Source organism: Burkholderia sp. BE17, from assembly GCF_009362305.1.
GTDB classification, from domain to species: domain Bacteria; phylum Pseudomonadota; class Gammaproteobacteria; order Burkholderiales; family Burkholderiaceae; genus Burkholderia; species Burkholderia pyrrocinia_C.
In genome coordinates, this window is the sequence record NZ_WHNU01000011.1 from 26,674 (window position 1) to 53,423 (window position 26,750).

General features: G+C 67.5%; 24 protein-coding genes. 11 read left to right on the forward strand and 13 right to left on the reverse strand.

The window, feature by feature from the left end:
- The first annotated feature begins 17 nt into the window (after positions 1-17).
- Positions 18-716, forward strand: coding sequence for a fumarylacetoacetate hydrolase family protein (locus GD429_RS11665; RefSeq protein ID WP_152857069.1), 699 nt, complete (start codon positions 18-20; stop codon positions 714-716).
- Between the two features lie 98 nt (positions 717-814).
- Here the strand turns inward: GD429_RS11665 and GD429_RS11670 are convergent, their stop codons facing one another.
- Positions 815-1,360, reverse strand: a complete 546-nt coding sequence (locus GD429_RS11670) for a DUF4303 domain-containing protein (protein WP_152857070.1) — start codon at positions 1,358-1,360, stop codon at positions 815-817.
- Positions 1,361-1,492: 132 nt separating this feature from the next.
- Positions 1,493-2,704 carry an MFS transporter gene (locus tag GD429_RS11675; protein ID WP_152857071.1) on the reverse strand — a complete coding sequence of 404 codons (1,212 nt, stop codon included), beginning with the start codon at positions 2,702-2,704 and terminating at the stop codon, positions 1,493-1,495.
- 411 nt (positions 2,705-3,115) lie between these two features.
- Here GD429_RS11675 and GD429_RS11680 point away from each other — a divergent pair, with 411 nt between their 5' ends.
- The 4 genes from GD429_RS11680 to GD429_RS11695 all read left to right on the forward strand — a co-directional run bounded on the left by GD429_RS11680 (position 3,116) and on the right by GD429_RS11695 (position 5,815).
- Complete coding sequence (locus tag GD429_RS11680; RefSeq protein WP_152857178.1) at positions 3,116-3,997, forward strand: NmrA family NAD(P)-binding protein; 882 nt, start codon at positions 3,116-3,118, stop codon at positions 3,995-3,997.
- Between the two features lie 33 nt (positions 3,998-4,030).
- On the forward strand, positions 4,031-4,405 hold the full coding sequence (locus GD429_RS11685) for a hypothetical protein (RefSeq protein ID WP_152857072.1): 375 nt from the start codon (positions 4,031-4,033) through the stop codon (positions 4,403-4,405).
- Between the two features lie 72 nt (positions 4,406-4,477).
- Positions 4,478-5,191 (forward strand): SDR family oxidoreductase, encoded by a 714-nt coding sequence (locus tag GD429_RS11690; protein ID WP_152857073.1) that lies wholly within the window; start codon positions 4,478-4,480, stop codon positions 5,189-5,191.
- 162 nt (positions 5,192-5,353) lie between these two features.
- Positions 5,354-5,815, forward strand: coding sequence for a MarR family winged helix-turn-helix transcriptional regulator (locus GD429_RS11695; protein ID WP_152857074.1), 462 nt, complete (start codon positions 5,354-5,356; stop codon positions 5,813-5,815).
- Between the two features lie 442 nt (positions 5,816-6,257).
- Here GD429_RS11695 and GD429_RS11700 read toward each other — a convergent pair whose 3' ends face one another.
- Together GD429_RS11700 and GD429_RS11705 are read right to left on the reverse strand one after the other, a co-directional pair.
- Positions 6,258-7,865 (reverse strand): trypsin-like peptidase domain-containing protein, encoded by a 1,608-nt coding sequence (locus GD429_RS11700; RefSeq protein WP_321574544.1) that lies wholly within the window; start codon positions 7,863-7,865, stop codon positions 6,258-6,260.
- 215 nt (positions 7,866-8,080) lie between these two features.
- On the reverse strand, positions 8,081-9,553 hold the full coding sequence (locus tag GD429_RS11705) for a PLP-dependent aminotransferase family protein (protein WP_152857075.1): 1,473 nt from the start codon (positions 9,551-9,553) through the stop codon (positions 8,081-8,083).
- 167 nt (positions 9,554-9,720) lie between these two features.
- On the opposite strand from GD429_RS11705, the gene GD429_RS11710 reads away from it, so the two are divergent.
- A complete protein-coding gene (locus tag GD429_RS11710) occupies positions 9,721-10,923 on the forward strand; it encodes a GNAT family N-acetyltransferase (protein WP_152857076.1) in 1,203 nt (400 codons plus the stop codon).
- A gap of 24 nt (positions 10,924-10,947) precedes the next feature.
- On the opposite strand, the gene GD429_RS11715 is transcribed toward GD429_RS11710, so the two are convergent.
- The gene (locus tag GD429_RS11715) at positions 10,948-11,433 is read right to left on the reverse strand and encodes a DUF3331 domain-containing protein (RefSeq protein ID WP_152857077.1); all 486 of its coding nucleotides are present in this window, start codon (positions 11,431-11,433) and stop codon (positions 10,948-10,950) included.
- Between the two features lie 599 nt (positions 11,434-12,032).
- On the opposite strand from GD429_RS11715, the gene GD429_RS11725 reads away from it, so the two are divergent.
- Positions 12,033-13,097, forward strand: coding sequence for a 2,3-butanediol dehydrogenase (locus GD429_RS11725; RefSeq protein WP_096474131.1), 1,065 nt, complete (start codon positions 12,033-12,035; stop codon positions 13,095-13,097).
- 265 nt (positions 13,098-13,362) lie between these two features.
- Here GD429_RS11725 and GD429_RS40425 read toward each other — a convergent pair whose 3' ends face one another.
- On the reverse strand, positions 13,363-13,533 hold the full coding sequence (locus GD429_RS40425; protein ID WP_193727102.1) for a hypothetical protein: 171 nt from the start codon (positions 13,531-13,533) through the stop codon (positions 13,363-13,365).
- Positions 13,534-13,541: 8 nt separating this feature from the next.
- Between GD429_RS40425 and GD429_RS11730 the strand changes: the two genes are divergently transcribed.
- The 3 genes from GD429_RS11730 to GD429_RS11740 all read left to right on the forward strand — a co-directional run bounded on the left by GD429_RS11730 (position 13,542) and on the right by GD429_RS11740 (position 17,228).
- Complete coding sequence (locus tag GD429_RS11730; protein WP_152857078.1) at positions 13,542-15,473, forward strand: sensor histidine kinase; 1,932 nt, start codon at positions 13,542-13,544, stop codon at positions 15,471-15,473.
- Between the two features lie 142 nt (positions 15,474-15,615).
- Entirely contained in the window at positions 15,616-16,272 is a 657-nt protein-coding gene (locus GD429_RS11735; RefSeq protein ID WP_175918083.1) for a VC0807 family protein, read from the forward strand.
- A gap of 89 nt (positions 16,273-16,361) precedes the next feature.
- Positions 16,362-17,228 (forward strand): CPBP family intramembrane glutamic endopeptidase, encoded by an 867-nt coding sequence (locus GD429_RS11740; protein WP_152857079.1) that lies wholly within the window; start codon positions 16,362-16,364, stop codon positions 17,226-17,228.
- A 36-nt stretch (positions 17,229-17,264) separates the two neighbouring features.
- On the opposite strand, the gene GD429_RS11745 is transcribed toward GD429_RS11740, so the two are convergent.
- From GD429_RS11745 to GD429_RS11765, 5 genes are all read right to left on the reverse strand, one after another.
- Positions 17,265-18,245 carry an aldo/keto reductase gene (locus tag GD429_RS11745; RefSeq protein WP_152857080.1) on the reverse strand — a complete coding sequence of 327 codons (981 nt, stop codon included), beginning with the start codon at positions 18,243-18,245 and terminating at the stop codon, positions 17,265-17,267.
- Positions 18,246-18,437: 192 nt separating this feature from the next.
- Positions 18,438-19,109: a MarC family protein gene (locus tag GD429_RS11750; RefSeq protein WP_034180232.1), complete on the reverse strand. Its 672-nt coding sequence runs from the start codon at positions 19,107-19,109 to the stop codon at positions 18,438-18,440.
- Positions 19,110-19,236: 127 nt separating this feature from the next.
- Complete coding sequence (locus GD429_RS11755; RefSeq protein ID WP_152857081.1) at positions 19,237-20,037, reverse strand: enoyl-CoA hydratase-related protein; 801 nt, start codon at positions 20,035-20,037, stop codon at positions 19,237-19,239.
- A gap of 38 nt (positions 20,038-20,075) precedes the next feature.
- Positions 20,076-21,398 carry a phenylacetate--CoA ligase PaaK gene (gene paaK, locus GD429_RS11760; RefSeq protein ID WP_152857082.1) on the reverse strand — a complete coding sequence of 441 codons (1,323 nt, stop codon included), beginning with the start codon at positions 21,396-21,398 and terminating at the stop codon, positions 20,076-20,078.
- A gap of 69 nt (positions 21,399-21,467) precedes the next feature.
- Positions 21,468-23,024, reverse strand: coding sequence for a 3-hydroxyacyl-CoA dehydrogenase (locus tag GD429_RS11765; protein ID WP_152857083.1), 1,557 nt, complete (start codon positions 23,022-23,024; stop codon positions 21,468-21,470).
- A 550-nt stretch (positions 23,025-23,574) separates the two neighbouring features.
- On the opposite strand from GD429_RS11765, the gene GD429_RS11770 reads away from it, so the two are divergent.
- The gene (locus GD429_RS11770) at positions 23,575-24,663 is read left to right on the forward strand and encodes a calcium:proton antiporter (protein WP_152857084.1); all 1,089 of its coding nucleotides are present in this window, start codon (positions 23,575-23,577) and stop codon (positions 24,661-24,663) included.
- A 92-nt stretch (positions 24,664-24,755) separates the two neighbouring features.
- Here the strand turns inward: GD429_RS11770 and GD429_RS11775 are convergent, their stop codons facing one another.
- Both GD429_RS11775 and GD429_RS11780 read right to left on the reverse strand, forming a co-directional pair.
- Positions 24,756-25,889, reverse strand: a complete 1,134-nt coding sequence (locus tag GD429_RS11775; RefSeq protein ID WP_152857085.1) for a LysM peptidoglycan-binding domain-containing protein — start codon at positions 25,887-25,889, stop codon at positions 24,756-24,758.
- 20 nt (positions 25,890-25,909) lie between these two features.
- The gene (locus GD429_RS11780) at positions 25,910-26,683 is read right to left on the reverse strand and encodes a hypothetical protein (protein WP_152857086.1); all 774 of its coding nucleotides are present in this window, start codon (positions 26,681-26,683) and stop codon (positions 25,910-25,912) included.
- Positions 26,684-26,750: the final 67 nt, after the last annotated feature.

Here is a 26,750-nt window from a genome sequence, read left to right on the forward strand (position 1 = left end):
CCGAACGAGGCCATCCGATGTCCGCCTATGTCATCGACGCTGCCGAGCGTCCTTCCGTCGAAGTCGAGCAGTCGTCCGCGCGCTTTCCGGTGCGCCGCGTGTTCTGCGTCGGCCGCAACTACGCCGACCACGCCCGCGAAATGGGCGCCGATCCCGACCGCGAGCCGCCGTTCTTCTTCACGAAGCCGGCCGACGCGATCGTCCCGGCAAGCGGCACCGTCCCGTATCCGCCGCTGACGAGCGATCTCCATCACGAAATCGAACTGGTCGTCGCGATCGGCAAGGACGGCCGGTCGATCGACCCGGCCGACGCGCTGTCGCACGTGTGGGGCTACGGCGTAGGCGTCGACCTCACGCGCCGCGACCTGCAGGCCGAAGCGAAGAAGCTGAGCCGCCCGTGGGACTGGGCGAAGGGTTTCGACGCGTCAGGCCCCGTGACCGCGCTGCGCGCGGCGACGGCCACCGGCCACCCGGCCGCCGGCCGCATCTGGCTCGCGGTCAACGGCGAAACGCGCCAGCAAGGCGATCTCACCGACATGATCTGGGCCGTGCCCGACGTCATCGCATATGTGTCGCGCTCGGTCGAGCTGAAGGCCGGCGACCTGATCTTCACCGGCACGCCGGCCGGCGTCGGCGCGCTGCAGCCGGGCGACCGCGTGACGGGCGGCGTCGACGGCGTCGCGACGTTCGAGTTCGTCGTCGGCGCGAAGCCGTAACGGATCTAAAAGGCACGCACGCGGGCCGATGCAGCGCCCGTTGTGCGTTGTGCGTTGTGCGTTGCGGCTCTGGCCGGCCGCACCGGCATTCCGGTTGCTCAGTCGTAGCGGCGCAGGAATGTGTCGGCGACGGCCGGCGGATTCAGCGCTTTCGCCGATTCGTTTTCCAGCGCCTCGGCTGCGTCGTCGTCGCTGATCGACACGAACAGCGTGATGGCGTCCCTTGCTTCGCCCGTGCCGAACAGGCCGTCGCGATCGAGCAGCCGCAACGCCTCGATCATGTCGGCGTGGAGTTGCCGGGAGAACTCCGCGAACCTCGACCGGACAAACGTCGGGCTCAGCACTTCGTCGGCCAGCTTGCCGCAGATCGCGTTGAACGGCGACGCTTCCGCCGCCGCGTACGCCCATTCGGGACAGCCCCACACGTACCACGGATCCGGATCGTCGTCCGCGACCGCCTGTTGCGCGCGGACCCGGCTCAGCCCTTCGACCGAATTGGCCGCCGGCACCACCGTCATCGCGCCGCTGTCCGTATAGAGCGCGAACGCGTAGAAATGCTCGTCCGGGTGCAACGCCCGCAGCGCCTTGAACGTCGCCCTCGCGGCGTCGGCAATTTCCCGCTGGAAATCAGAAAAGTCGATCATCGCATCCTCGTCCAGTCGCCCAGTCGCCCTTCGCGCGTCGGGGAATACGGCTCGCGGATGGTTCGTCGTCTCCCGGCGTTCGATGAATTGTCCGCCAATCGCGCGCGGCGCGGTAGCGGGCCGCATCCGCGTTCACCGTCCGGCGTCCCGCGCGTCGAACACGCGCACGCAGACGGCGGCCGCCAGTGCAATCGCCGCCGACAGCAGCATCATCGCGAGCGGCGCATAACCCGCGTTGCCGGCGGTCAGCACGGCGCCCGTCAGCGACGACAGCGCGGCGCCGCCGGCGATCGTCATCGCACCGGCCAGCCCCGACGCGCCGCCCGCCAGCTCCGGCCGCACCGACACCGCACCGGCATGCGCGCCGGAATTGGTCAGCCCGTTGCCGATGCCGACCAGCACGCACGGCCCGAACCACGCGATCGCATGCGTCGCGCCGCCAAATACCAGCGCGAGGCCGATCAGCGGCCCCGCGCACGCGACGACACGACCGCACAGGATCGTCGTCGCCAGCGCGTAGCGGCGTGCGAAACGCGCGGCCAGAAAGCTGCCGCACACGAAACCGGCGGTGATCGTCCCCATGTAGAAACCGATCTCCGCCGGCGCGATGCCGAACAGCGTTTTCGCGGCGAGCGGCGCGCCGGCCAGGAACGCGTAGAACGAGCCCGTCGAAAACGCCATGCAGAGCGCATAGGCCCAGAAACGGCGGGCGCGGAGCAGCGCCGGATACGCGCGAAGCTGCCGCCCGAGACTCGACGACCGGTTCGTGTGCGTTTCGACGAGATCGAACGCGCACCAGCCGAACAGCGCGATGCCGGCCGCGCCGAGCAACCAGAAGCTCGCGCGCCAGCCCACCGTCTGATCGAGCACGCCGCCGAGCGTCGGGCCGAGCATCGGCGCGAACGCGGCCGCCATCGCCGCATAGCCGATCCGGCTCGCCGCGCGGCTGCCACCGCCGGTGTCGCGGATCGTCGCCATCGACACCGGATAGACCGACGTGATCGCCGCCTGCATCAGCCGGCACGCGAGAAACACGCGGATATCGGTCGCCATCGCGCAGCCGAGCGAGACGAGCGCGAACACGCCGACGCTCGTCAGCACGATCGGCCTTCGCCCGAACCGGTCCGACAGCGGCCCCATCACGAACTCGAGCGATGCCGCCACCGCCGCGTATCCACCGAGCGACAGGGCGACGAGCGCATAGTCGGCGCGCAGGTCGTGCGCGATCGCCGGCAGCGACGGCAGGAACAGGCTCAGCGGCAGCACCGAGAACGCGCACAGCAGGATCAGCGTCGCGTGGTGCGGCGATGCCGCAGCGGAATCGATCGGCAGGTTCGGTTGCAAGCGAATGTCCTCCGCGCACGCGCCGCGTGGGGGTGCGCAATGGAAAAAAGTTCTTCGCGGATTTCTGGGGGGCGTGAGAAAGACCGTCTGCGGTCGGCCACTTTCAGTCGTTCGCTCGCGCCCGCGAATGGACACTCAAATGTCTGCTTCGGGCATAGCAGCGGCCCCTCCAACAGCTGGCTGATCAGTCGCAAGTAAGCAGGCAGGGACGATATCGACGCTTGCAGGCGCTTCGCATTGCGGGGCGCCTGTGCAGCAACCTGTCGATGCGTCGCTCACAAATGCCGCCGCCGGGTCCGGCGTGACTTTCCTCGAGGTGTTGGGGGACTAGAAAAACTTGACAATGAGAGCACATGCTCCTACTCTTTGCCTAAGAGAGCATATGCTCTCACTTTCGAACGGAGAGAAATGATGAACAAGCCTGAGATTCTTGTAAGTGGTGCAACCGGACGCACCGGGGGTATTGCTATTGACGAACTGCTCAAGATGCACAAACGCGTGCGGGCCTATGTGCGCACAGATGACGATCGGGCGGCGGCTTTGAGGCAGCGCGGTGTCGATGTCGCAGTCGGGGACTTCACCGACATCGACGACATTCGGGCTGCGATGGAAGGCATCCGATCAGCGTATTTCCTTCATCCGATCGCGCCGGGAATCATCGGGGCCGCGGCCTATTTCGCGCAGGCAGCAAAGGAAGCGGGCGTTACGGCGATCGTCAACATGTCGCAGATTTCCGCGCGCCGGGAGTCCATGAGCCACGCGGCACAGGATCACTGGGTCTCCGAGCAGGTGTTCGATTGGTCGGGTGTCGCGACTACGCATTTGCGCCCGACCTTCTTTGCCGATTGGCTCGTCTATCCGCATTTTGCACGGGAGATATGGGCCACGAAGAAGATCGAATTTCCGTTTGGCAACGGTCGTCACGCGCCCATCGCCAGCGACGATCAGGGACGCGTGATCGCCCACATCCTCGCCAACCCCGAAGGCCACGAAGGCAAGACCTACACGCTTCACGGCCCCGCCGAGATGAACCACGTCGAGATCGCAGCTGCGATGAGCGAGGTTCTCGGCGCGCGGATCGAATACGCGCCGACTTCCATCGAGGAATTTCGAATCAAGATGGAAACCCTTTACAAGTTTCCGCCGTTCCTCACGCAGCATCTGGTCGAAGTCGCTCAGAACTATCGCGACGGCATCTTCTCGGGCACCAACGACGCCGTCGAGAAGATCACCGGAAAGCCGGCGCTGTCGGTTCAGCAGTTCGTCGAGAAGTATCGGGCCGCATTCGTGTGAACACGTCCTTGACACGAACCGGGAGGTCTAAAAATGTCACGCAGCCAACCTGAGCAGCACCCGTTTCTCGATGATCTGACAGTCGACGCCGAGCTGGTCAGCTCGGTGTTGCGCGCGCCCGTCGTCGGGCGCGACGAAATCCGGCTCGCCGTCGACGCCGTCGGGACCTTTTACGTCTCACAGACACCAACGTTTGCTCAAGCCGTCGGCTCGCGGTCTTTTCTCGAATACGAGGCGGTTCTGACGAGCGGCGAGACGTTGAGCGCAGTCGTGGTCGTCGATCGCAACGCCGACGGCTCGGTGCCGCGAGTCAGTGTGCGGATGAGCCCGCTTGGCGCCGTACTGACTCTCGCGACCCATCTGCGGGAGTCGCTTTCGAAGCAGTTGCCGGAACACGTCTTTCTTTGAATCCGGCACCCGCGCGCTCGTGGATGGAGTCGACACTCCCCCGGCACGCGACTTTTGAAAAAGGAGCTTGTCATGGATATCAAGAACGCCACCGTCTTCATTACCGGTGCCAATCGCGGCCTGGGCCTCGCTTTTGCACGCGAAGCGCTTCGGCGCGGTGCGGCGAAAGTGTACGCAGGTATGCGCAACACGAGCGGTTTCGACGAGCCGGGCATGGTGCCGGTCAGGATCGATGTCACGGATCCGGCGTCGATTGCCGAGGCCGCGAAACTGGCGGCCGACACAACTTTGCTGATCAACAACGCGGGCATTGCCGCTCTGATCGACGGGCCGCTGGCGGCCGACGTGCAAGCGCAGTCCGCCCGCTTGTTCGATACCAACTACTACGGCGTGGTGCGCGTCACGCAGGCCTTCGAACAGATACTGGCGGCCCAGCCGCATGCCGCGATCATCAACGTGCTTTCCGACATCGTGTGGCTTCCGCGGCCCTATCTGACACCGTATGCCGCGTCGAAAGCCGCGGCCTGGAGCTACACGAACCAGCTTCGCTTTCACCTGCGCGAGCGTGCCATCCAGGTTCTGGGCCTGCACGTCGGGTTCGTGGATACCGATCTGACCAACGGCATCGACGTGCCTAAAGCCAGTCCGGAGGACGTCGTGCAACAGACCTATGACGCGCTCGCCGCCGGCAAGAGCGAGGTTATGGCCGACAAGGGGACAGCGGTGCTGAAGAGCACGCTCGCGTCCGAGATACCCGGCTATATCACACCGCCTGCAGGGATTTGAACACCGCAGATGACACGGGTCGGTTTCGGCACCGAGACATGAGGCGCGTAGGTTGCCGCACACCAGCGCTGTCGCGCGCGGCTTTCATTCAAGGATACTGCCGTATCCTTCGCGCGACGCGCGCGTAGTGCGCGACCTTAACCAGAATCAGGAGTAGAACAGATGTTGCCGGTCAACCAGCCACTTGGAATCGATCAATGCAACTGCTTCGCCGTGAGGAAAGCGAGCAGGCAGATCTCCCGACTCTACGATAGCCATCTTGCGCCCGCGGGTCTGCGCATCACGCAATTCCTTACCCTGGCCGCCCTTGACGAGGTGGGAAGTACCCCGGTCAATGCCCTTGCCGAACGGCTCGATATCGAACGAACGGCGATGGGGAAAATGGTTGGCTTCCTGGAGCGCGACGGCTTCGTCACGATCAGGCCTTCGCCCACGGACGGCCGAAGCCGCCTTATCGAGCTCACCGAGGATGGGCGGCGCCTGCACGAAAGGGCCGCCGCTCTCTGGCAGGAAGCGCAACGGGAGTTCGAGCAACTGAACGGTGTGGACAATGTTGCGGCGTTGCGGGAGAGGTTGAAAGGCGTGGTAGTCGGCGACGTGTCGATGCGTTCGTCGGAAGACTAAGCCTTTAGATGCATTGCGACAACAACATGATTCGTGAACCCGGTCCTGATTCGAGGAAGGGCTACGCTTCACGACCTGGATTTCTCCCCGACTGTCCGAGTGGTAGCGATGCTCGCATTTTTGGCCGTCAATGGAAAGTGAGGACGCGATGCAGTTGATCCATGACTGTTTCGTGGTGCATTTGAGTCGTTGATCTTTGACTGCCGTGAGCGGCTCTTGTGGGTCGGCAAGCGACATCCACTGAATTCCACGAAGCCCCCCAAAAGCCCCCGAACGAGTCGGGGGACGCATGGATGCCGGCGCGGCGCCGCTACCAGCCCCTGCGCCTGCATACAACTACGATAAAGAACGCCGCTTTCACACGGGACGGCTCCTGAATGCCTGACCGTCTGCCAGCGATACTGGACGATGCCAGGCGCACGACGCCAGCCACGTCAACACCCTACCGCACCCGCACCGACACGAACTTCCGCGCGTTATTACGCTGGATCAGCAGCGCGATCACGGTGCCGTTCGCTTCGAGCGACTGCACGTCGTCCGGCGTCTCGAGCAGCGTGTCGTTGATCTCGAGCACGACATCGCCCGGCTGGATGCCCGCCCTCGCTGCCGGGCCGTGCACCGCGTCCACCATCATCCCGACCGCGAGCCCCGTCGAGCGGCGCTCGTCGTCACTCAGCGCGTGCATCGTCAGCCCCAGGCGATCGCCGCCTTCGCCCGCCGCCACCCCCGGCCGCACAGCGGTCTTCGGCGCAACCATGCCGACTGTCGTGCCCGCGCTGCCGGCCGCGTCGTCGGCGCCCGTGATCGTCAGCATCACCGGCGCGCGCTTGCGAATCACCCGCAGCGACACCTTCTCGCCGGGCGACAGCGCGGCGGCCAGGTCGTTCAGTTCGGCCGAGCGGCCGATCGGCTTGTCGCCCAGCTTCACGATCACGTCGCCGGGCTTCACGCCGGCCGCGGCGGCCGGCGAACCGGGCACGACGCCGTTGACGAGCGCGCCCGCCGGTCGCGGCAGCCCGAACGCCGCGGCCAGCCCGATGCCGACATCCTGCACGTCGACGCCGAACGCGTTGACGGACGACGCGCCCTGCGCCGGCGCCGGCGCCTGAGCCTGAGCCTGAGCCTGAGCCTGAGCCTGAGCCTGAGCCTGAGCCTGAGCCTGTTGCGCCTGCATCTGCGTCTGTAGCTGCGCGCGCACCTTTGCCGCGAACGCGATCGGGATCGCGAACGTCATGCTCGCGTAGCGGTCGGCGCCCGTATAGACCTGCACCGCGATGCCGATCACGTCGCCCGCGCGATTGAACACGGGGCCGCCCGAGTTGTCGGGATTCGGCGCGATATCGGTTTCGAAGAACGGAAACGCGCTGCCGTCCGGCAGCCGGTGCGACGTCGCGCTGACGATGCCGGCCGTGACCGTGTTGCCCGATCCGTCCGGCGCGCCGATCGTCATCACCGGTTCGCCCGCACGCACCTTCGCCGAATCGCCGATGCGCACGAACGGCAGCTTCGTTGCGCTGACACGCAACACGGCGACGTCGCTTTGCGGATCGACGGCCAGCACCGTCGCCTTGAATTCGCGGCGGTCGGTGAGCCGCACCGTCACGTCGGTCGCATCGTCGACCACGTGCGCGGACGTCAGGATCAGGCCGTCGGCACTGACAATGAAGCCCGAGCCGCTGCCCGATACCGCGCGCAGCGCCGTGTCGGGCGGCGGCGCCTGCGAGCCCTGCGCGGGCGCCGGCGCGCCGCGCCGGAAGAACGCGGCGAGCGGATCGTCGGGATCGAGCATCGCGAAGGACGGCCCGCCGGCCTGCTGGTCGGGCGCGGCGGTCATGATGGTCACGACCGCCGGGCCGTAGCGGTCGACGATCGCCGGAAAATCGACCGGCATCGCGTAAGGCGCGGCGGCCGGCCTTTCCTTCATGGCAGGTTTGACGGGCGGTGCGACGGTCCCCGCAATGGCGGCTGGCGGCGGTAGCAAGAAACCGGCAAACACGCCCCCGATCAACGCAGTGCGAAGCACGGCGCGAGCAAGCGTCTGGCGAACCACGGTGCACCTCCCCCGGCAGTCGCGGCGCCGACTTGCGCGAGACGCGCAGGCACCCGACAAGCACCGGTACACGCATCCATTTATAGTCCACGCGGCCCGATGAAACATACGAATCGAAACCCGCATGCCGGGTGATTCAGCGGCCGCGGAGCCGCGACGGCGTTCGTTTCGAACAAAGCGCGCGATTCGTCAATCCGCACAAGTCCGGCGACCGTTCAATCCCCGCCGACCCGCTCCGCGATCACCGACAACGTCCGCAACATCGGCTCGAATGCATCGGCCGACGTATTGCCGAAACCGAGCACGAGCCCGTTGGCCGCCGACTCCGCATGAATCGAAAAACCCGACAGCGGAAACGGTCCGATGCCATGCGCGCGCGCTGCGTCGACGATCGCGCGGTCGCGGTAGCGCGCCGGCAGCCGCAGCGCGAGATGCAATCCGCACGGCCCGCCCTCGACCTGATGCGGCACGCTCAGGCTGCCGTCGAGCGCGGCGAGCAGCAACCGCCGCCGGTCGCGATACAGCCGGCGCATTCGCCCCAGATGCCGGCCGTATTCGCCGGTCTCGATGAAATCGGCCAGCGCGAGCTGCACGTGGCGCGTGCCGCCGCGCAGCATCTCCGGCAACACCGTCCGCACCGCGGCCAGCAGCGCCTCGGGCAGCACCAGAAAGCCGATCCGCAGCGCCGGAAACATCGTCTTGCTGAACGAGCCGAGGTAGACCACCGGCGAATCGGGCGCGAGCCCGTGCATCGCGCCGATCGGCTCGCCGGTGTGGCGGAATTCGCTGTCGTAGTCGTCCTCGATGATCCACGCGCGATGCCGGCGCGCGGCATCGATCAGCGCGAGCCGGCGCGAGATCGACAGCACGGCGCCGGTCGGGAACTGGTTCGACGGCGTCGTATAGACGAGGCGCGGCGTCCGCTCGCGCCAGTCGTCCTCTTCCGCGCGCAGCCCTTCCGCGTCGACCGGCATCGGCACGACATCGAGGTCGGCCGCCTGCATCGCGGTGCGCGCGCCGCGATAGCCGGGCTCCTCGACCCACACCGTCTCGCCCGGGTTCGTCAGCAACTGCGCGCATAGCGCAATCGCGCCCTGCGCGCCTTCGGTGATCACGATCTGCTCGGGATCGCAGCGCACGCCGCGCGTCACGGCCAGGTGCCGCGCGATCGATTCGCGCAGCGCGCGTTCGCCGAGCGGATCGCCATAGGCGAGCAAGTCGCGGGCGGCACGGCGCAGCGCGCGGTCGATCGCGTGCCGCCACGCATCCACCGGGAAATGCGACAGCGCGGGCACGCCCGGCCGGAAGCCCTCCGATTCGCCGCTGCCGACGAGGCTCGGGCGAATCCGTCCGAGCCGCTGCGCGACGGCCGGCGGCGCGGCACGCCGGCGCGGCGGCGCCGGTCGCGAAAGCCCGACCACGCGCGTTCCGCGGCGGTCGGACTGCAGGAAGCCTTCGGCGACGAGCTGCTCGTAGACGGCGGCCGTCGTGTTGCGCGACACGCCGAGCGTCTCGGCCAGCGCGCGCGTGCCGGGCAGCCGCGTGCCGGCCGGCATCGCGCCGCCGAGAATCGCGTCGCGCACGCGGCGCAGCAACTGGCGCTGCAGCGAAGGCGCGCCCGGCGTGCGCGCCAGCGGCGCGTCGAGCGGCAACAACGGACAGTCGCCGGAAGGCAAGGCAGTCGTCATCGGAACATCGCAGCGTGAAAGTGTCGGAGCACGGCGCACGGCTAGTGGCGCCCGGATCGTGGCACCATAAATTTGCCGATCTGTGGCGCTTTTCATGGTACCTCAGCCCGACTACGATCGTCTGCATGCCGGCATGTCGCCGGCCGCCAACCGAAGCGAGATCGACCTTGTCCACGCTCACCAACGCCTTCCGGCAACCCATCGGCCACCCCGTTCCCGACTGGTCCGCACGCCCGCGCCCCGAGCGCATCGTGCTCGAGGGCCGCTACTGCCGGCTCGAGCCGCTCGACGCCGAGCGCCACGCGGCCGACCTGTATGCGGCCTACGCGCAGGCGCCCGACGGCAGCGACTGGACCTATCTCGCGCACGGGCCGTACGCGGACGAGTCGGGCTACCGCGACTACGCGCGCGGTGCGCAGGCGAGCGCCGATCCGCTGCACTACACGGTGATCGACCTCGCCACGGGCCGTGCGGTCGGCACGCTCGCACTGATGCGCATCGATCCGGCCAACGGCGTGATCGAGGTCGGCTCCGTCACGTTCTCGCCGCTGCTCAAGCGCACGCCCGTGTCGACCGAAGCGCAGTACCTGCTGATGAAGTACGCGTTCGACACGCTCGGCTACCGGCGCTACGAATGGAAGTGCGACGACCTGAACGCGCCGTCGCGCAAGGCGGCCGCGCGGCTCGGCTTCCGCTACGAAGGCACGTTCCGGCAGGCGATCGTCTACAAGGGCCGCAGTCGCGACACCGCGTGGTATTCGATCATCGACGGCGAATGGCCGGCGGTGCGCGCCGCGTTCGACGCGTGGCTCGCGCCGGAGAACTTCGACGCGCAGGGCGAGCAGCGCCGGTCGCTCATCGCGATCCGCCACGCGCAGGCGAACGCGCGCGACGCGGCCGCCCGCACGAACGACGCGACGCGCGTCACGGTGCGCCCGCTCGTCGCCGCCGACGAAGCTGCGTGGCGCCCGCTGTGGCAGGGTTATCAGAAGTTCTACGACACCGCGCTGAGCGATGCCGTATTCGCGAAGACGTGGGCGCGCCTGATGGACCCCGCCGAGCCGATGTTCGTGCTCGGTGCATTCGACGCATCGGGCGCGCTGGTCGGGATCGTGCATTCGATCTACCACCGCTCGTGCTGGACCGAAGGGCCGTACTGCTACCTGCAGGACCTGTACACGGCGCCCGACGCACGCGGGCAAGGCGCGGGCGGCGCGCTGATCGAGGCCGTGTACGAACGCGCCCGAGAAGCCGGCGCGAGCCGCGTGTACTGGCTCACGCATGAAACCAACACGACCGCGCGCGCGCTGTACGACAAGCTCGCGAATAACGCGGGGTTCATCCAGTATCGGCACGATCTGAAGAAGTAACGCGGCTCAGCGGCCGGCCGGCGTTCAGTCGAGAACGCCGGCCGGGTCCCGTGAAGCGTCGTCCTCGGGTGCAACGTCCGCCCGCGCCGCGCCGGCCGCGCCCGGCACCGACGCCGGGCAGATCATCTCGTCGCCGTTCGCGGGCACGGGCCGCCGCACCGGCCGGAACACCGGCTCGCCGGGCTCGATCGGCCGCCCCGAGATCGCACAGCGGCCCGGCTGCGACGCGACGCGCAGGCGCCAGCGCTGCTCGCCGTAATGGCAACGGCCGCTCTCGACCCAACGAATCAGCAACCCGTCGTCGCCGGCCTCCAGCACCGTGACGAACAGTTGCGGGCGCAACGGCGACACCGCGGCCGCGGCATGCTCCGGACCCGGCGCGCGGCCGCTCGTCACGAGCGGATGCGCGACGCCGCCGCCGTGCGGTGGCATCGCATCGCGTTCGCCGAATGCAGGCGCATCGCACGACACATCTTCTTCGCAGATCAGGCTTTCCATGGTGTTCGGCATGCTTGACGGCTCGCCGGCACGACATTCGCGACGGCGGCCCGGCAACTGCGCGCCGGCAGCGTGGCAGCATCGGCCACGACAGGCGATTCGGTCATTTCCCCCTCCGTTGGGGCCGCCGCGTGCAACGGGATGTCCCACGCGGCCGCGATCGGACTGGCGCACATGATACAAATTGAAGTTAACTTCAAGTAAAGGAAAAGTTGCGCAACGATGCGTTTCGCCGATCGCTGTAATGGGCCGGCACGACAGCGACGGCTCCTGATCCAGGCTGTCGGTTGCCGTTCGTCTCGCGATTCGTCTCATTGCGCTGAGACGAACGTCCCAGCGTCTCACCCGGCCCGCGACTTCGCAGTCGCAGCAAACTTCCCGCACGACTCCCGCCATATCGCTTCCTGCAAACGCGTAGCGCAATAGTGCGTCGCACACTTCCAACCCTCTCCGACCACCCCGCACCGCACCGATTCACGCTGGCCCCGTTCCTGCATACCGTTCGATCGCGCAATCGCGCGACGGGCGCACCGGCAGCCATGCCTCACGCCCGACGACAACCTGACGGAGACAGCAACGTGAGTACACCGGCACCGACCACCGCCCGCAGCATGAAAGCCGCCGTCTGGCGCGGCCGCCACGACATCCGCGTCGAAGAGGTTCCCGTTCCGGAGCGCCCGCCGGCAGGCTGGGTCACGATTCGCGTGCACTGGTGCGGGATCTGCGGCTCCGACCTGCACGAATATGTCGCGGGGCCCGTGTTCATCCCGGTCGATGCGCCGCATCCGCTGACGGGCCTGAAGGGCCAGTGCATCCTCGGCCACGAATTCAGCGGCGAGATCGCCGAACTCGGCGCGGGCGTGACGGGCTTCGCGGTCGGCGACCGCGTGACGGCCGACGCATGCCAGCATTGCGGCACATGCTGGTATTGCAGGCACGGGCTGTACAACATCTGCGAGAACCTCGCGTTTACCGGACTGATGAACAACGGCGCGTTCGCCGAATACGTGAACGTGCCGGCCGAACTGCTGTACAAGCTGCCCGACAACTTCCCGACCGAAGCCGGCGCGCTGATCGAACCGCTCGCGGTCGGGCTGCACGCGGTGAAGAAGGCCGGCAACATCGTCGGGCAGACCGTCGTCGTGGTCGGCGCGGGCACGATCGGCCTGTGCACGATCATGTGCGCGAAGGCCGCGGGCGCCGGGCGCGTGATCGCGCTGGAAATGTCGGCCGCGCGCAAGCAGAAGGCGCTGGAAGTCGGCGCGAGCGTCGTCATCGATCCGAAGACGTCCGACGCGATCGCGGAAGTCAAGGCGCTGACGGGCGGCTACGGCGCCGACGTGTCGTTCGAGTGCATCGGGCACACGGCCACCGCGAAGCTCGCGATCGACGTGATCCGCAAGGCCGGCAAGTCGGTGATGGTCGGCATCTTCGAGGAACCGACGTCGTTCAACTTCTTCGACATCGTGTCGACCGAGAAGGAAGTGATCGGCTCGCTCGCGTACAACGGCGAATTCGCGGACGTGATCCGCTTCATCGCGGACGGCCGCATCGACGTGCAGCCGCTCATCACCGGACGCATCGCGCTCGGCGACATCGTCGCGCACGGCTTCGAGGAACTGGTCAACCACAAGGACCGGAACGTGAAGATCATCGTCCGGCCTGCCGTCGCCTGACGGCGCACGCGGCCGCGGCAACGATTCGCGCCGCGGCACGCGTGCCGGTGTTCCTCCCGCAAGCGTCGCCCCGTACATGAGTGACGCAAACGTTTGCCGAACAACTCCCCTCCAGCGCCCTCTTCCCTGCTGTCGTCATCCGAAGCGGATTTCAAGCCGCTCTCCGGTCGCACGCGACGATTCAAAACATTCGCAATCCAAACCATTAGCCGCAACACCCCACCCGTCGAACCGGCGATCAGGGTTTCCTCGGGTCACGCGCGATTCATCCGGTATCGACAGGAAGGTGGCGCAAGGCGATCCTGTGCAACGCGCGATCCGGCTTCCCGGCCGGGATCGTTGCCGCCGCGTGACGGCGAAACACCTGTTGAACCTCACGGCGCAACGGCGCCGACAGGCCGAGAATACGGGCCTCCCCGGGATAGCTTGCAAACATGATGTGTCATGAATCTGTCATTTAATCGGGAATACGCAAACAACGTTCGATCGCTGACGATCCAGCAGAAGACGCATATCGGCTTCGCGCTCGTCACCACGCTACTGGCCTTGCTGTGCGGCACGATCGTCTGGGGAAGTTTCCGGCAATACCGGCAGGAAAACGCCGACCTGCAAGGCTTCGAATTCATCCACGGCGCGATGGTCGCGGCCAACATGATCTCGGCCGAGCGCGGCCCGACGAACGACCTGCTGGTACGCCTGCAGCACGACGAAGCGACGGAAGTGCGCAACCTGCTCGCCGCGCGTGCGCGATCCGACGACGCGCTCGAACACTTTCGCGCCGGCATCGGGCAGGCGAGCGCACTCGACGAGCGCGAGCGCGGCAACCTGCTGCACGCGCTCGACGCGATCCGGGTCACGCTCGCCGACGCGCGCGCGGAAGTCGACGCACTCGACGCGCGGCCGCTCGCATCGCGCACCGTTCACGATATCCAGCACGCGCAGGCGCACCTGTTCCGGGTCGTCGATACGGTATCGTTGCTGATCGACGGCGCGATGACCGATACGGCAATGCGCGACCCGCGCACGTCGGGCGCGATCCTGCTGGCGCGGCTGCTGAGCGATCTACGGGAATACGCGGGGCGCACCGGCTCGCTGCTCATTGCCCCGACGTTCGCGCGGCAGCCGCTCGACCGCGCGCAGTTCGCGGACATCATGCGGATGCGCGGACGCATCGAGCAATTGCGCGCGCTGATCGGCGGCGCGATCGGCACGCAGCTCGACGATGCCGACGTGGCGCACGAGTATGCACAGCTGAACGCGGCGTTCGACACTCATCTTCTCCCGCTCGTCGACACGATCGTCGCGAACGGCCGGACCGGAACCTACCCGATGAGCGCCGCAGATTTTTCCAGGACGATCGTCCCGTATTTCCGGCCGTGCGAACTGCTGCGCGACCGTGTCATCGACGTTGCCCGGCGTCGTGTCATTTCGGACCGGAACACGGCCCGGATCAAGGTTGCGATGTCGGCGTTCGCGACGGCGCTCAGCATCGCGATCCTGTTCTCGCTCGCGCGCGGCACGCAGCGGCTGCTGTCGAAGCCGCTCGATACGCTCGGCCGCCGGATCATCGCGCTCGGCAACGGCGATACGGCGCACGTCGCGATGCCGCGCGGAATCGCGCCCGAGATCACCCGCATCCACGAAGCGCTGGAGACCTTGCGCAACGCTTACGTACGCCGCGACATGCTCGAGCGCCAGCGCAACGACATGCTGACGCTGTTCTCGCACGACATGCGCGCACCGCTGACGTCGCTGATCATCCTGATCGCCACGCAGGAGCAGCATGTGGACGACGCGCAGAAGAAGCGGCAGTTCGCGAGAATCGGCAAACTCGTGCGGCACACGCTGGCGATGGCCGACGGTTTCGCGCAGCTCTCGCGTGCGGAGGCCAGCGAATACGAGCGCGTGCCGGTCAACCTCGCCGACCTGATGAACGAGGCGCGCGACGCGGTGTGGCCGCTCGCGCACCAGAAGCTCATTTCGCTGGACGACGTGCCGCGCCGCGACGACGCGATCGTGCTCGGCGACCCGGCCCTGCTGTCGCGCGCGCTGATCAACCTGCTGGACAACGCGATCAAGTACAGCGCGTCGCGGACGAGCGTCGAATGCCGGGTCGAGCCGAGCGCCGACGGCAAGACCGTGCGCTGCACGATTCGCGACAGCGGATGCGGGATCAGCAGCACGGACCAGACGCGGCTGTTCGAGCGCTACCGGCGCTTTCGCACCGCCGGACAACCGGAAACCGGCGGCGTCGGGCTCGGCATGGCGTTCGTCAAGGCGGTCGTCGAACGGCACGAAGGCGAGATCCACGTGCATAGCGTGCTGCTGCACGGCACCACGGTCACGATCACGCTGCCGGCCGCGGCCACTGCATGACGAACGCGCCGACGGCAAACGGCCGTTGCGACGCCGCAATCCGGCGCGATTCTTCGATATACTGGACCGAACCCTTTTCGGGGCAACCGCGGGCAACCATGCCCGTCACGCGTTCGCCCCAACCTGCGTGGAATTGCGTACCGTGAAACCGCGAGCCGGCCTGATTCTCGAACTCTTCGTCAACCTGTTGCTGCCCTGGGTTGCGTACCGGGTCGCACATCCGTATTTCGGCGAAACCGGCGCGCTGTACGCGTCGGCGGTTCCGCCGATCGTCTGGTCGATCGTCGAATTCGTCCGCTCGCGCCGCGTCGACGCGGTGGCGGCCATCGTGCTGCTCGGCATCGCGCTGTCGATCGTCGGAATGGCGTTCGGCGGCAGCCCGCGCACGCTGCTGATGCGCGAATCGCTCGCGTCGGGCACGATCGGCGTCGTGTTCCTGCTGTCGCTGTTCCGCGAACGCCCGCTGATCTTCTATCTCGCTCGCGCCACCGTGGCCCGCGAGATGGACGGCGGCGCCGCGCACTTCGAATCGGTCTGGGCCGCACAGCCGGGGTTGCGGCAGATGCTGCGGCGGATGACCTTCGTGTGGGGCGCCTTCATGACGCTGGAGATGCTGCTGCGCTGCTGGATGGTCATCACCTGGCCGGTCGAGCGCGTGCTGGTCGTGTCGCCGATCATCGGCTACACCGTGTTCGGCTGCCTGCTGATGTGGACGTTCTGGTACCGGCGGCGGATGCGCGTGCGCAACAGCGTCGACATCCGGTCCGGCGACGGCGTCACCGAGGTCGCCGGACGCTGACGGCCGCGCGGCCGGCGCCGGCCCGGCGGCCTGTCACCGCGACTGCTGTATGATGCGCGGCGTCTTGTCCGACCTATGCCTTTCCTGTCATGTCCCTTTCGCTCCTTCCGTGCGCCACGATCTGGCTCGCCCTGTTCGCGGCCGCCGCTTTCGCGTGGCATCGCCCTCAGCACGGCCTGAGCCTCATCCTGGCCGCGCTCGGCTATGCCGGCGCGCTGGCGTTCGGCAAGCTCGAGCCGGTTGCGCTGGCATCGCTCGCGCTGCTGGCCGCGGCCGCGTGGGGCGTGTCGCCCGCGCGCCCGCTCGCGGTGCGGATCGCCGCGCACGCCGTGTTTGCCGCGCTCGCGATCGCGCTGAGCCTGCACCTGATCCCCGGTTTCCACAATCCGCTCGTGATCGCCCCGACGCGTTTCACGCCGGACGCCGTGCCGTTCACGATGTACCTGAATCTCGACAAGCCGCTGGTCGGCCTGTGGCTGCTGTGGGTGCTGCCGTGGGTCGCCCCCGACGTCGCGCTGTCGCGCGCGCTGCGCACGGGCGCGGTGGCGGCCGTCGCGACGGCCGCCACGTGCCTGGCCGGCGCGCTCGCGTTCGGGATGGTCGGCTGGGCGCCCAAATGGCCGGCGTCGGGCTGGCTGTGGCTCGTGAACAACCTGTTGCTCGTGACGCTCGCCGAGGAAGCGCTGTTCCGCGGCTACGTGCAAGGCGGGCTGACGCGCGCGCTCCGCGCGTTCGCATGGGGCCCGTGGGTCGCGCTCGCGATCGGCGCGGTGCTGTTCGGCGCCGCGCACGCGGCCGGCGGCTGGCAATGGATCGTGCTCGGCACGGTGGCCGGTATCGGTTACGGCCTCGCGTGGCGGCGCGGCGGGTTGCTCGCCTCCGCGCTCGCGCATGCGGGGCTGAACGTCGTTCACTTCGGCCTGTTGACCTACCCGATGCTCGCCGCCGCGCGTTGACCGCGGCGCGCGGCGCCGCCCGGCGAGATACCGCGCTCAGTTGAACCCGGCGATCGCGTGCGGCACGTACGGGCCTTCAAGCGTGGCGATTTCGTCGTCGGTCAGTTTCAATTCGAGCGCGCCGAGCGCATCATCCAGTTGCTGCGGCTTCGAGATGCCGACGATCGGCGCGGTGACGCCGCGCTTTTGCGCGACCCACGCGAGCGCGACCTGCGCGCGCGGCACGTTGCGCGCGGCGGCGATCGCGGCGACGGCGTCGACGACCGCCTTGTCCGCATCGGCCGTCGCGTCGTACAGCCGCTGGCCGACGTCGTCCTTCTGCTGCCGTTCCGACGATTCGTCCCAGTTGCGCGTCAGCCGGCCGCGCGCGAGCGGGCTCCACGGAATCACCGCGATGCCCTCGGCTTCGCACAGCGGCAGCATTTCCCGCTCTTCCTCGCGATACAGCAGGTTCAGATGGTTCTGCATGCTGACGAAGCGGGTCCAGCCGTTCTGCTTCGACGTGTACAGCGCCTTCGCGAACTGCCACGCGAACATCGACGATGCACCGATATAGCGCGCCTTGCCGGCCTTCACCACGTCGTGCAGCGCCTCGAGCGTCTCCTCGATCGGCGTGCCGTAATCCCAGCGATGAATCTGGTAGAGGTCGACGTAATCGGTGCCGAGCCGCTTCAGGCTCTGGTCGATGTCGGTCGTGATCGCCTTGCGCGACAGGCCCGCGCCGTTCGGCCCCGGCCGCATCCGGTAGAACACCTTGGTCGCGATCACGACGTCGTCGCGCTTCGTGAAATCGCGCAGCGCGCGGCCGACGATCTCCTCCGACGTGCCGTCCGAATACATGTTCGCGGTATCGAAGAAGTTGATGCCGGCTTCGACCGCCCGCTGGATGATCGGGCGGCTCTCCGCTTCCGGCAGCGTCCACGGGTGCGTGCCGCGCAACGGCTCGCCGAACGTCATGCAGCCCAGCACCAGTTTCGATACCTCCAGCCCGGTCGACCCGAATTTCACGTATTCCATCGCACGCCTCGTCATTGAAGTTGAGCTTGCGGCCGGAGGCGCGCCACCGTTCGGCGCGCAGGGCGCGAACGGTGCGCCGCGCATCCGCCAGACGTCGCATGTTATCCCGCGCCGCGCAAACGCGCAGGGCGCGCACGCCGGCACGCCGAGCGCCTCGGGCGCCCGGTCGCAACGCGGGAAAGGACGGGCGGGTTACTTGACCTGGTCGGCGATCGGCTGCAGGAACGCGGAGAAGCCGGTCAGCATGATCTGCACGCCGATGCACAGCAGCAGGAACGCCGACACGCGCATCGCGACCTTGGTGCCTTCGGTGCCGAGGTAGCGCGACAGCAGCGCGGCGCGGCTGTAGGTCTGCCAGATCACCACCGCGACGAGCACCGACACGGCGATCGATACGATGCTCGACAGCATGAACTCCGACAGCTTATGCGTGCGGTTCGCATTCAGCGCGATCGCGGTCGAGATCGAGCCGGGGCCGACCGTCAGCGGCACGGTCAGCGGGAAGAACGCGCGCGTCATGATCGCGTTCGCGTCGATCGGCTTGACCGGCGTGTCGCCGCCGCCCGGCACGTCGGGCTCGTTCAGCATCTGCCAGCCCGCCACGGCGACCGCCAGGCCGCCGCCGATCCGCAGCGCCTCCATCGAGATCCCGAAGAAATGCAGCACGGGCGTGCCGGCGAAGAACGCGACCATCAGCACGATGAACGCGTTGAACGCCACCTTCCTCGCGAGCAGGTCGCGCTCGTGCTCGGTGAGCGCCTCGGTCCGTTCGAGAAACAGGAACGCGATGCCGATCGGATTGATGATGCCGATCAGGCCGGTGAAGCCGAACAGGATCTCGGAGATAAGGCGGTTGACGATCATCGGGCGAAGAATCGGTCGGGGCTGGGCCGGCAGCGCGCCGGGGGTCACGCATTGTAGAGCAAGCGCCCGCGCCCGAGACGCAAAATGCGGCCGGGCGCGCTCCGCCGTCGATCGTCGCGATTTGCCCTTACTCGGCGCCCGCTTCCCATGCCGGCGGCCGCTTCGCGAAGAACGCGGCGAAGCCCTCCTTCGCCTCCTGCGTCGCCCGCACGCGGGAGATCGTCTGTGCGGTGAACGCCGCGCGCTCGTCCGACGGCGGATACTCGCCGATCGCATCGAAGAAGCGCTTGATCTCCGTGAGCGCGTTCGGGCCGTTGCGGCCCAGTTCCGCGAGCGTCCGTTCGAGCGCTTCGTCGAGCGCATCGAGCGGCACGGCCTGGTGGATCAGGCCGATCGCGACGGCTTCGCCGGCGGCGAGCTGCGTCGCGGTCAACGCGAGCCGGCGCGCCTGGCGCTGGCCGACCGCCTCGACCAGATACGGGCCGATCACGGCCGGCAGGATTCCGAAACGTGCCTCGCTGACCGAAAAGCGCGCATGGTCGCTCGCGATCACGATGTCGCAGGCCGCGCACAGGCCCACGCCGCCGCCGAACGCGTGGCCCTGCACGCGTGCCACCGTCGGCTTCGGGCACTGCCGGATCGCGCGCATCATCGCGGCGAACCGCTCCGCGTCGCGCAGGTTCGCGGCCGCATCGTTCGCGCTCGCGCGCTGCATCCACTGCAGGTCGGCGCCCGCGCAGAATGCGCGGCCGTCCGAGCGCAGCACGATCGCGCGCACGTCGTCGCGCCGGCCGAGCGCCGTGAATGCGTCGGTCAGCTCGGCGATCATCGTCTCGTCGAACGCGTTGAGCACGTCGCCGCGCTGCAGCACAACGGTCGCAATGCCGCGCGCATCGACCGCGACGGCCAGGGTCTTCAATTCATCCATCGAACAGGTTTCCTCGGGTAGAACGGCAAACATCGGAATCAGGCGGCCTGGCGGCGGTCGATCACGCGCCGGGCCTTGCCGGTCGAGGTAGCCGGAATGCCGCCCGCCGCGAGCACCGTCACGCCGGACGACACGCCGACCATCGTCTTGATCCGGTGCTGCAACTCGCGCGCGAGCGCCGCGCGATCGCTTTCGGTAACCGACGCCGCAGCCTCGGAGCGCAGTTCGACCGCGATGTCGAGCCGGTCCATGTGACCGTCGCGCGACAGCGTGATCTGGAATTGGCCCGACAGCGCCGGCAGCGCGACGACGATCTCCTCGATCTGGCTCGGGAACACGTTCACGCCGCGCACGATCAGCATGTCGTCGGAACGGCCCGTGATTTTGGCGAGACGGCGCATCGCGCGCGCGGTCGGCGGCAGCAGCGCGGTGAGATCGCGCGTGCGATAGCGGATCACCGGCATCGCCTCCTTCGTCAGCGACGTGAACACGAGCTCGCCCTGGCTGCCGTCGGGCAGCACTTCGCCCGTGACGGGATCGATGATCTCCGGATAGAAGTGGTCTTCCCAGATCACCGGGCCGTCCTTCGTCTCGACGCATTCGCACGCAACGCCCGGGCCCATCACTTCCGACAGCCCGTAGATGTCGAGCGCGTCGATGCCCACGCGCGTCTCCACTTCCTCGCGCAACGCCTGCGTCCACGGCTCGGCGCCGAAGATGCCGATCTTCAGCGACGACTCGGCCGGGTCCATCCCCTGCCGCACCATCTCGTCGATCAGGTTCAGCATGTACGACGGCGTGACGAGGATGATCTTCGGCTCGAAATCGCGGATCAGTTGCACCTGCTTCTCGGTCTGCCCGCCCGACATCGGCACGACCATGCAGCCGAGCCGCTCCGCGCCGTAGTGAATCCCGAGGCCGCCCGTGAAGAGGCCATAGCCGAACGCGTTGTGCAGCGTGTCGCCCGGGCGGCCGCCGGCCGCGCGGATCGAACGCGCGGTCACGTTCGCCCACGTGTCGATGTCGCGCGCGGTGTAGCCGACCACGGTCGGCTTGCCCGTCGTGCCGCTCGACGCGTGCACGCGCACGACCTGCTCGCGCGGCACCGCGAAGAGCCCGAACGGATAGTTGTCGCGCAGGTCGTTCTTCGTCGAGAACGGGAATTTCGCGAGATCGGCGAGCGTCTTCAGGTCGTCCGGATGCACGCCCGCCGCATCGAACGTGCGCCGATAGTGCGGGACGTTGTCGTACGCGTGGCGCAGCGACCACTTGAGGCGCTCGAGCTGCAGCGCCTGCAGTTCGTCGCGGCTGGCGGTCTCGATCGGTTCGAGGGCGGCGGCGGGATGCGTCGGGTGAGTCATCGGGGTGCTCCTCCAATGGAGTGATGTCGTTATCGTGTTCGGGGTAATCGGAGTGGCCGGGGCCGGCGGCTACGACCGGAACGTACGGCCGGCCGCATGCAGCGCGGCGATGCGCGGCGACACGCGATAGCGGTCCTCGCCGTAGCTCGCCGCCAGGTTCGACAGCACGCGAAACACGCGGCCGATGCCGATCGCGTCGGCCCACGCGAGCGGGCCGCACGGGTAGTTCACGCCCTTCTCCATCGCGAGATCGAGATCGGCGGGCGAGCACACACCCTGGTTCACCGTGTCGGCCGCCTCGTTCGCGAGCATCGCGACGGTGCGCATCGCGATCATCCCCGGCACGTCCGCGACGCCGACGACGCGAAAGCCCGCCTGCTGGAACAGGCCGACCGCGTCCGCATAGGCGGCATCGCCGCACTGGAGCGCACGCGTCAGCGCGACGAGCCCGGCCTGCGCGTAATCGCGCGCGAGGTCGACGAGCACGAGATCGGCCACGCCCGTTTGCGCGGCGCGCGCGGTCGCCGTGCGGCCGTCGGTCAGCGCGATCGATGCGCGGCCGGCCGTCGCGAGCAGGTCGTCCAGATGCGCGCCGGCCCGCCGCGCGAGTGCGACACGTTCGGCGAAGCGCGCGTGCAGCGCGGCGGCCGGGCCGTCCTGCGCGTACAGCGTGGCATCCGCCGGCGCATCGCGCGGCGGCTCGAGATCGGGTGCGGGCGGCGTCGCGCCGTCCGCATACGAATAGAAGCCGCGCCCCGACTTGCGCCCGAGGAAACCCGCGTTCACGAGTTCCTGCTGGATCAGCGACGGCGTGTAGCGCGGGTCGTTGAAGTACGCGCGGAACACCGATTCGGTCACCGCGAAGTTCACGTCATGGCCGATCAGGTCCATCAGCTCGAACGGCCCCATCCGGAAGCCGCCGGCCTCGCGCATCACCGCATCGATCGACGCCGGCGCGCCGCCCTGCTCGTTCAGCACGCGCAGCGCCTCCGCGTAATACGGCCGCGCGACGCGATTCACGATGAAGCCCGGCGTCGATTTCGCCATCACGGGTTTTTTGCCCCACGCGGCCGCGGTCGCATACAGGACCTGCGCAACCTCGGGCGCGGTGGCAAGCCCGCTGACCACCTCGACGAGCGCCATCAGCGGCGCCGGGTTGAAGAAATGCAGGCCGGCGACGCGCTGCGGCACGCGCAGCCCCGCCGCGATCGACGTGATCGAGATCGACGACGTGTTGGTCGCCAGCAGGCAAGCATCGTCGACATGGCGTTCGAGCGTCGCGAAAATGTCCCGCTTCACGTCGAGCCGCTCGGCCGCTGCCTCGACGATCAACGCGGCGCCCGCCAGATCGGCCAGCGCGCGCACCGCGCGGATCCGGTTGCCGGCCGCGTCGGCCTGTGCCGGTTCGAGCCGGCCTTTCTCCGCGAGCCGCGCGAACTGCGCGCGGATGCCGGCCAGCGCGTTGTCGCACGCCGCTTCGTTCAGGTCGTACAGCAGCACCGTATGACCGGCCGCCGCCGCGACCTGCGCGATGCCCGCGCCCATCGCGCCGGCGCCGATCACGCCGACGACGGCCGACGGCGCCAGCGCGCCCGAGTTCACCGAATGTGCAGAGGAAACAGCCATCGCTTGCGATCCGTCATGAAGTGGAAGTGCGAGCGATTATAAACCGACCGGTCGGTAGATTTATGTCAGGGCGAGCCCGAATTTGTCGTGCAAGAGACCGTTACGGAAACTGCAAAGACAAAAAATTGAAGGGTTGGGGCACTTTTTGCAAACCGAAAGGTCAATGAAAGCGTTCGAATATGAGATTGCGGCCCCCAAACGCCTGATAAAATTCGACAACTCGACGGATTTCAGGGGGAAACCGCGTGTCACGCCGCCACCGATGTCCATCGTCCGGTGCCCTTCCGGGGTCGGAACCGAGCGTCCGGCCGGCGCGCCGTCACGATTATTCGCCCCGCCATCGGCGGCCAGCCGCATCGAACCGTTTCACCCAGCGACGGGCTCCAGCCCGCCCGCGCCCCTCGCCGCCTCATCGCGGCGAACTCGAGGCAGCGCCATTACGCGCGGCCACCCTTCGGTTTCATCATCCTCGTTCGGCGGATAGTACGGCCGGGCTTCGTCACCCCGTGACGGCGCGTCGCGCGCCGCCACTCGCATAAGGAAACCCTCCATGCCGCTCTCGTCCAACCAGCTCCCGCGCTGGACCCTCGTGGCCCCGCTTGCCGCATGGCTGGTCCTCGCGCTGTCGCGCGTCGTGCCGGCCGAAGGCCTCGTCATCGCGGTGTTCGCCGCCGCGCTCGCCGGCGCCGTGTTCGCCGCCGTCCACCATGCGGAAGTCGTCGCGCACCGCGTCGGCGAACCGTTCGGCACGCTCGTGCTCGCGGTTGCCGTGACCGTCATCGAAGTCGCGCTGATCGTGTCGGTGATGCTCGGCGCGGGCCCCGAGAAATCGGGCCTCGCGCGCGACACCGTGTTCGCCGCCGTGATGATCATCTGCAACGGCATCGTCGGCATCTGCCTGCTGGTCGGCGCGTGGAAGCACGGCGAACAGGACTTCCAGGGGCGCGGCGCAAGCAAGGCGCTCGCGGTGCTGGCTTCGCTGTCGGTGCTGTCGCTCGTGATGCCGAATTACCTGAACGCCGCACCGGGCCCGTTCTTTTCGAAATCGCAGCTCGCGTTCGCCGGCGTGTCGTCGCTCGTGCTGTACGGCGCATTCGTGTTCGTGCAGACCGTGCGTCACCGCGACTACTTCCTCACCGAGCACGACAGCGCGAACGAATCGGTGCACGCGGCGCCGCCGAGCAGCCGCACCGCGCTGATCAGCCTGCTGCTGCTGTTCGCGAGCCTCGTCGCGGTCGTGCTGCTCGCGAAGCTGCTGTCGCCGGCCGTCGAGCACGCAGTGATGAAGCTCGGCGCGCCCGAAGCCGCGGTCGGCATCGTGATCGCCGCGCTCGTGCTGCTGCCGGAAGGGCTCGCGGCCGTCACCGCCGCACGTGCGAACCGCCTGCAGACCAGCATGAACCTCGCGCTCGGTTCGGCGCTCGCGAGCATCGGGCTCACGATCCCGACCGTCGCGGCCGTGTTCATCTGGGTCGGCCAGCCGCTCACGCTCGGCATCGGCGCGATGGAAACCGTGCTGCTGGCGCTCACCTTGCTGGTCAGCACGCTGACGCTCAGCCAGGGGCGCACGACGGTGCTGCACGGCGTCGTGCACCTGTCGCTGTTCGCCGCGTACCTGTTCCTGTCGATCACTCACTGACGCCAATATGCGCGCGGCCCGGCGGATCGTCTCCGCCGGGCCGCGCGTTTTTTTACTTCCGTTCACCGACCTTCGTTCACGTCACGCCACCGCTACCGGACCGGAATCACGAGATGCTGGCCCGCCAGGATCAGGTTCGGATTGGCGAGGTTGTTGCGGCGCTGGATCTCGCGATAACGCTGGCCGCTGCCGAGCTTGCTCGCGGCGATCATGTTCAGCGTGTCGCCCGCCTTCACCACATACGTGTGTTCGCCCGACGCGGCCGCGGTCGTCACCGCCTGGTCGCTGACGAAGTACTTGCGCAGCAGGTCGAGATACTGCGGCGACTGCTTGAGCTTCGCGATCGCGGCGTTCAGGTAGATCAGCAGATCCTGGTCGGCGGCGCGCACGCCGATCTTGTACGCGATGTTCGAGCCGTCGAGCTTGGTCACCGCGAACTTCAGGTCGGTGCCCTTGATCGAACTGACCGCGAACGGATAGTCGTAGATGAACGCGTCGACCGCATGACCGTCGATGCTCTTCGCGATGAACGCCGGATCGGAATCGTCGACCTCGACGAACCGGACGTTCGGATACTGGCGCGTGGCGAACGCGCGCACGTCCGGGTCGCCCTTCAGGATGCCGACCGTCTTGCCCGCGAGATCGTCGGTCGAGCGGATCGCAGACCCTTGCCGCACGATCAGCGAATAGCCGAAATCGTCGACGTACGGCACCGAATAGACGACGCCGGCCGGCGTGTTGTCCGGGAACGTCAGCCCGTCCATCGCCACGTCGACGACGTGGTTGCCCTTCGCGTCCGTGTCGAGCAGTTGCTTCGGCACGCCCGGGTACGTGTCGACCTCGTGACGCGTATCGACGGCAACCGGTTTGCCGCCGTGCGAGAACGACGGATCCGCGAACAGCAGCCGCGCGAATTCGACGTTGAAGCCGTGCGGTGCGCCCTTGTCCTCGCCGAAGAACGGCTCGCTCGGGTTCTGCACCGAGATCCGCACGATGCCGTTTTCGGCAATCGATTTCAGCGAGCTGGCCTGCGGCGTGAAGCCGGCCGGCAGCACGTTGGCCGACGGCGACGGCTGCGCGGGCTGGCCGGTGTCGCCATTTTGCGCGGACGTCGAGGCCGGGGCCGCGTCATGCGCGGGAATCAGCGTCGACAGGCCGCCCTGATGCACGATCCATACGCCGACGAGCACCACCAGAAACGCGATTGCGCCGAGAAGTTTTTTCATGGTTGCGTGCCTGCAGGAAGTTATTGTTGTTTCGACGGCAGCACAGCGGGATTCGCCGCATCGGGGCCGGGAACGGGCACGTGGCCGCCGTTCAACGCCTGCTGCTGCGCCTGCTTGACCTCGGGGTTATCCATCAGCGACGTCTCCATTTCGGAGAACGCCTTGTTGACCGAGCGCATCACCGAATCGACGGCCACGTCGGTCTTGATCTGCTCGAACGTGTCGGCCGTCTGCCGGCCCGCGAGCTTGTTCATCTGCTGCGCGGCCTGCGACATGTCCCACATCGCCTTCGCGCGGTCGATCGCCGTCGCGAAATTCTTCAGCTCGGCCTGCACCTGCTTGTAGCGGCCCTCGCGAAACGCGAGCAACTGCTTCATCGTGTCGAGCTGCGACCTGAATCGCGGCGCGTCGTCCGGATACTGCTTCTCGAACAGTTCCGTCTTGTTCTCGAAGTTCTTCACCTCGGTGCGGAACGCAGTGATGCTGTCCGCGAATTTCTGTGCCGCCTGGCGCTTTTCCGCGAGCTGGTTGATCAGCGTCTCGATCGGATTCGACTGCGCCTCCTCGACGATCATCTTCACCTTCTGGTTCGCGAACTTCATCGCGACGACCGGCGCGAAATAGATCGCGCCGAGGCCGATGACGCCCGCCGTGATCAGCGCGACCATCCCCTTCAGGATGAACAGCGCGGCCGGTGCGGCAATCGCGACGCCGGCGATGATGATCGCCCACTTGATCAGCTTTGCCTTGCCACTCCCCGAACTGCCGTTTGCTTCATTCGAAAGCTGCGACATGAGTTTTTCTCCTTGAACCTCGAACCGAACTGCGTGCGTTTGCTTCTTCAAGCTCATTCGAAATGCT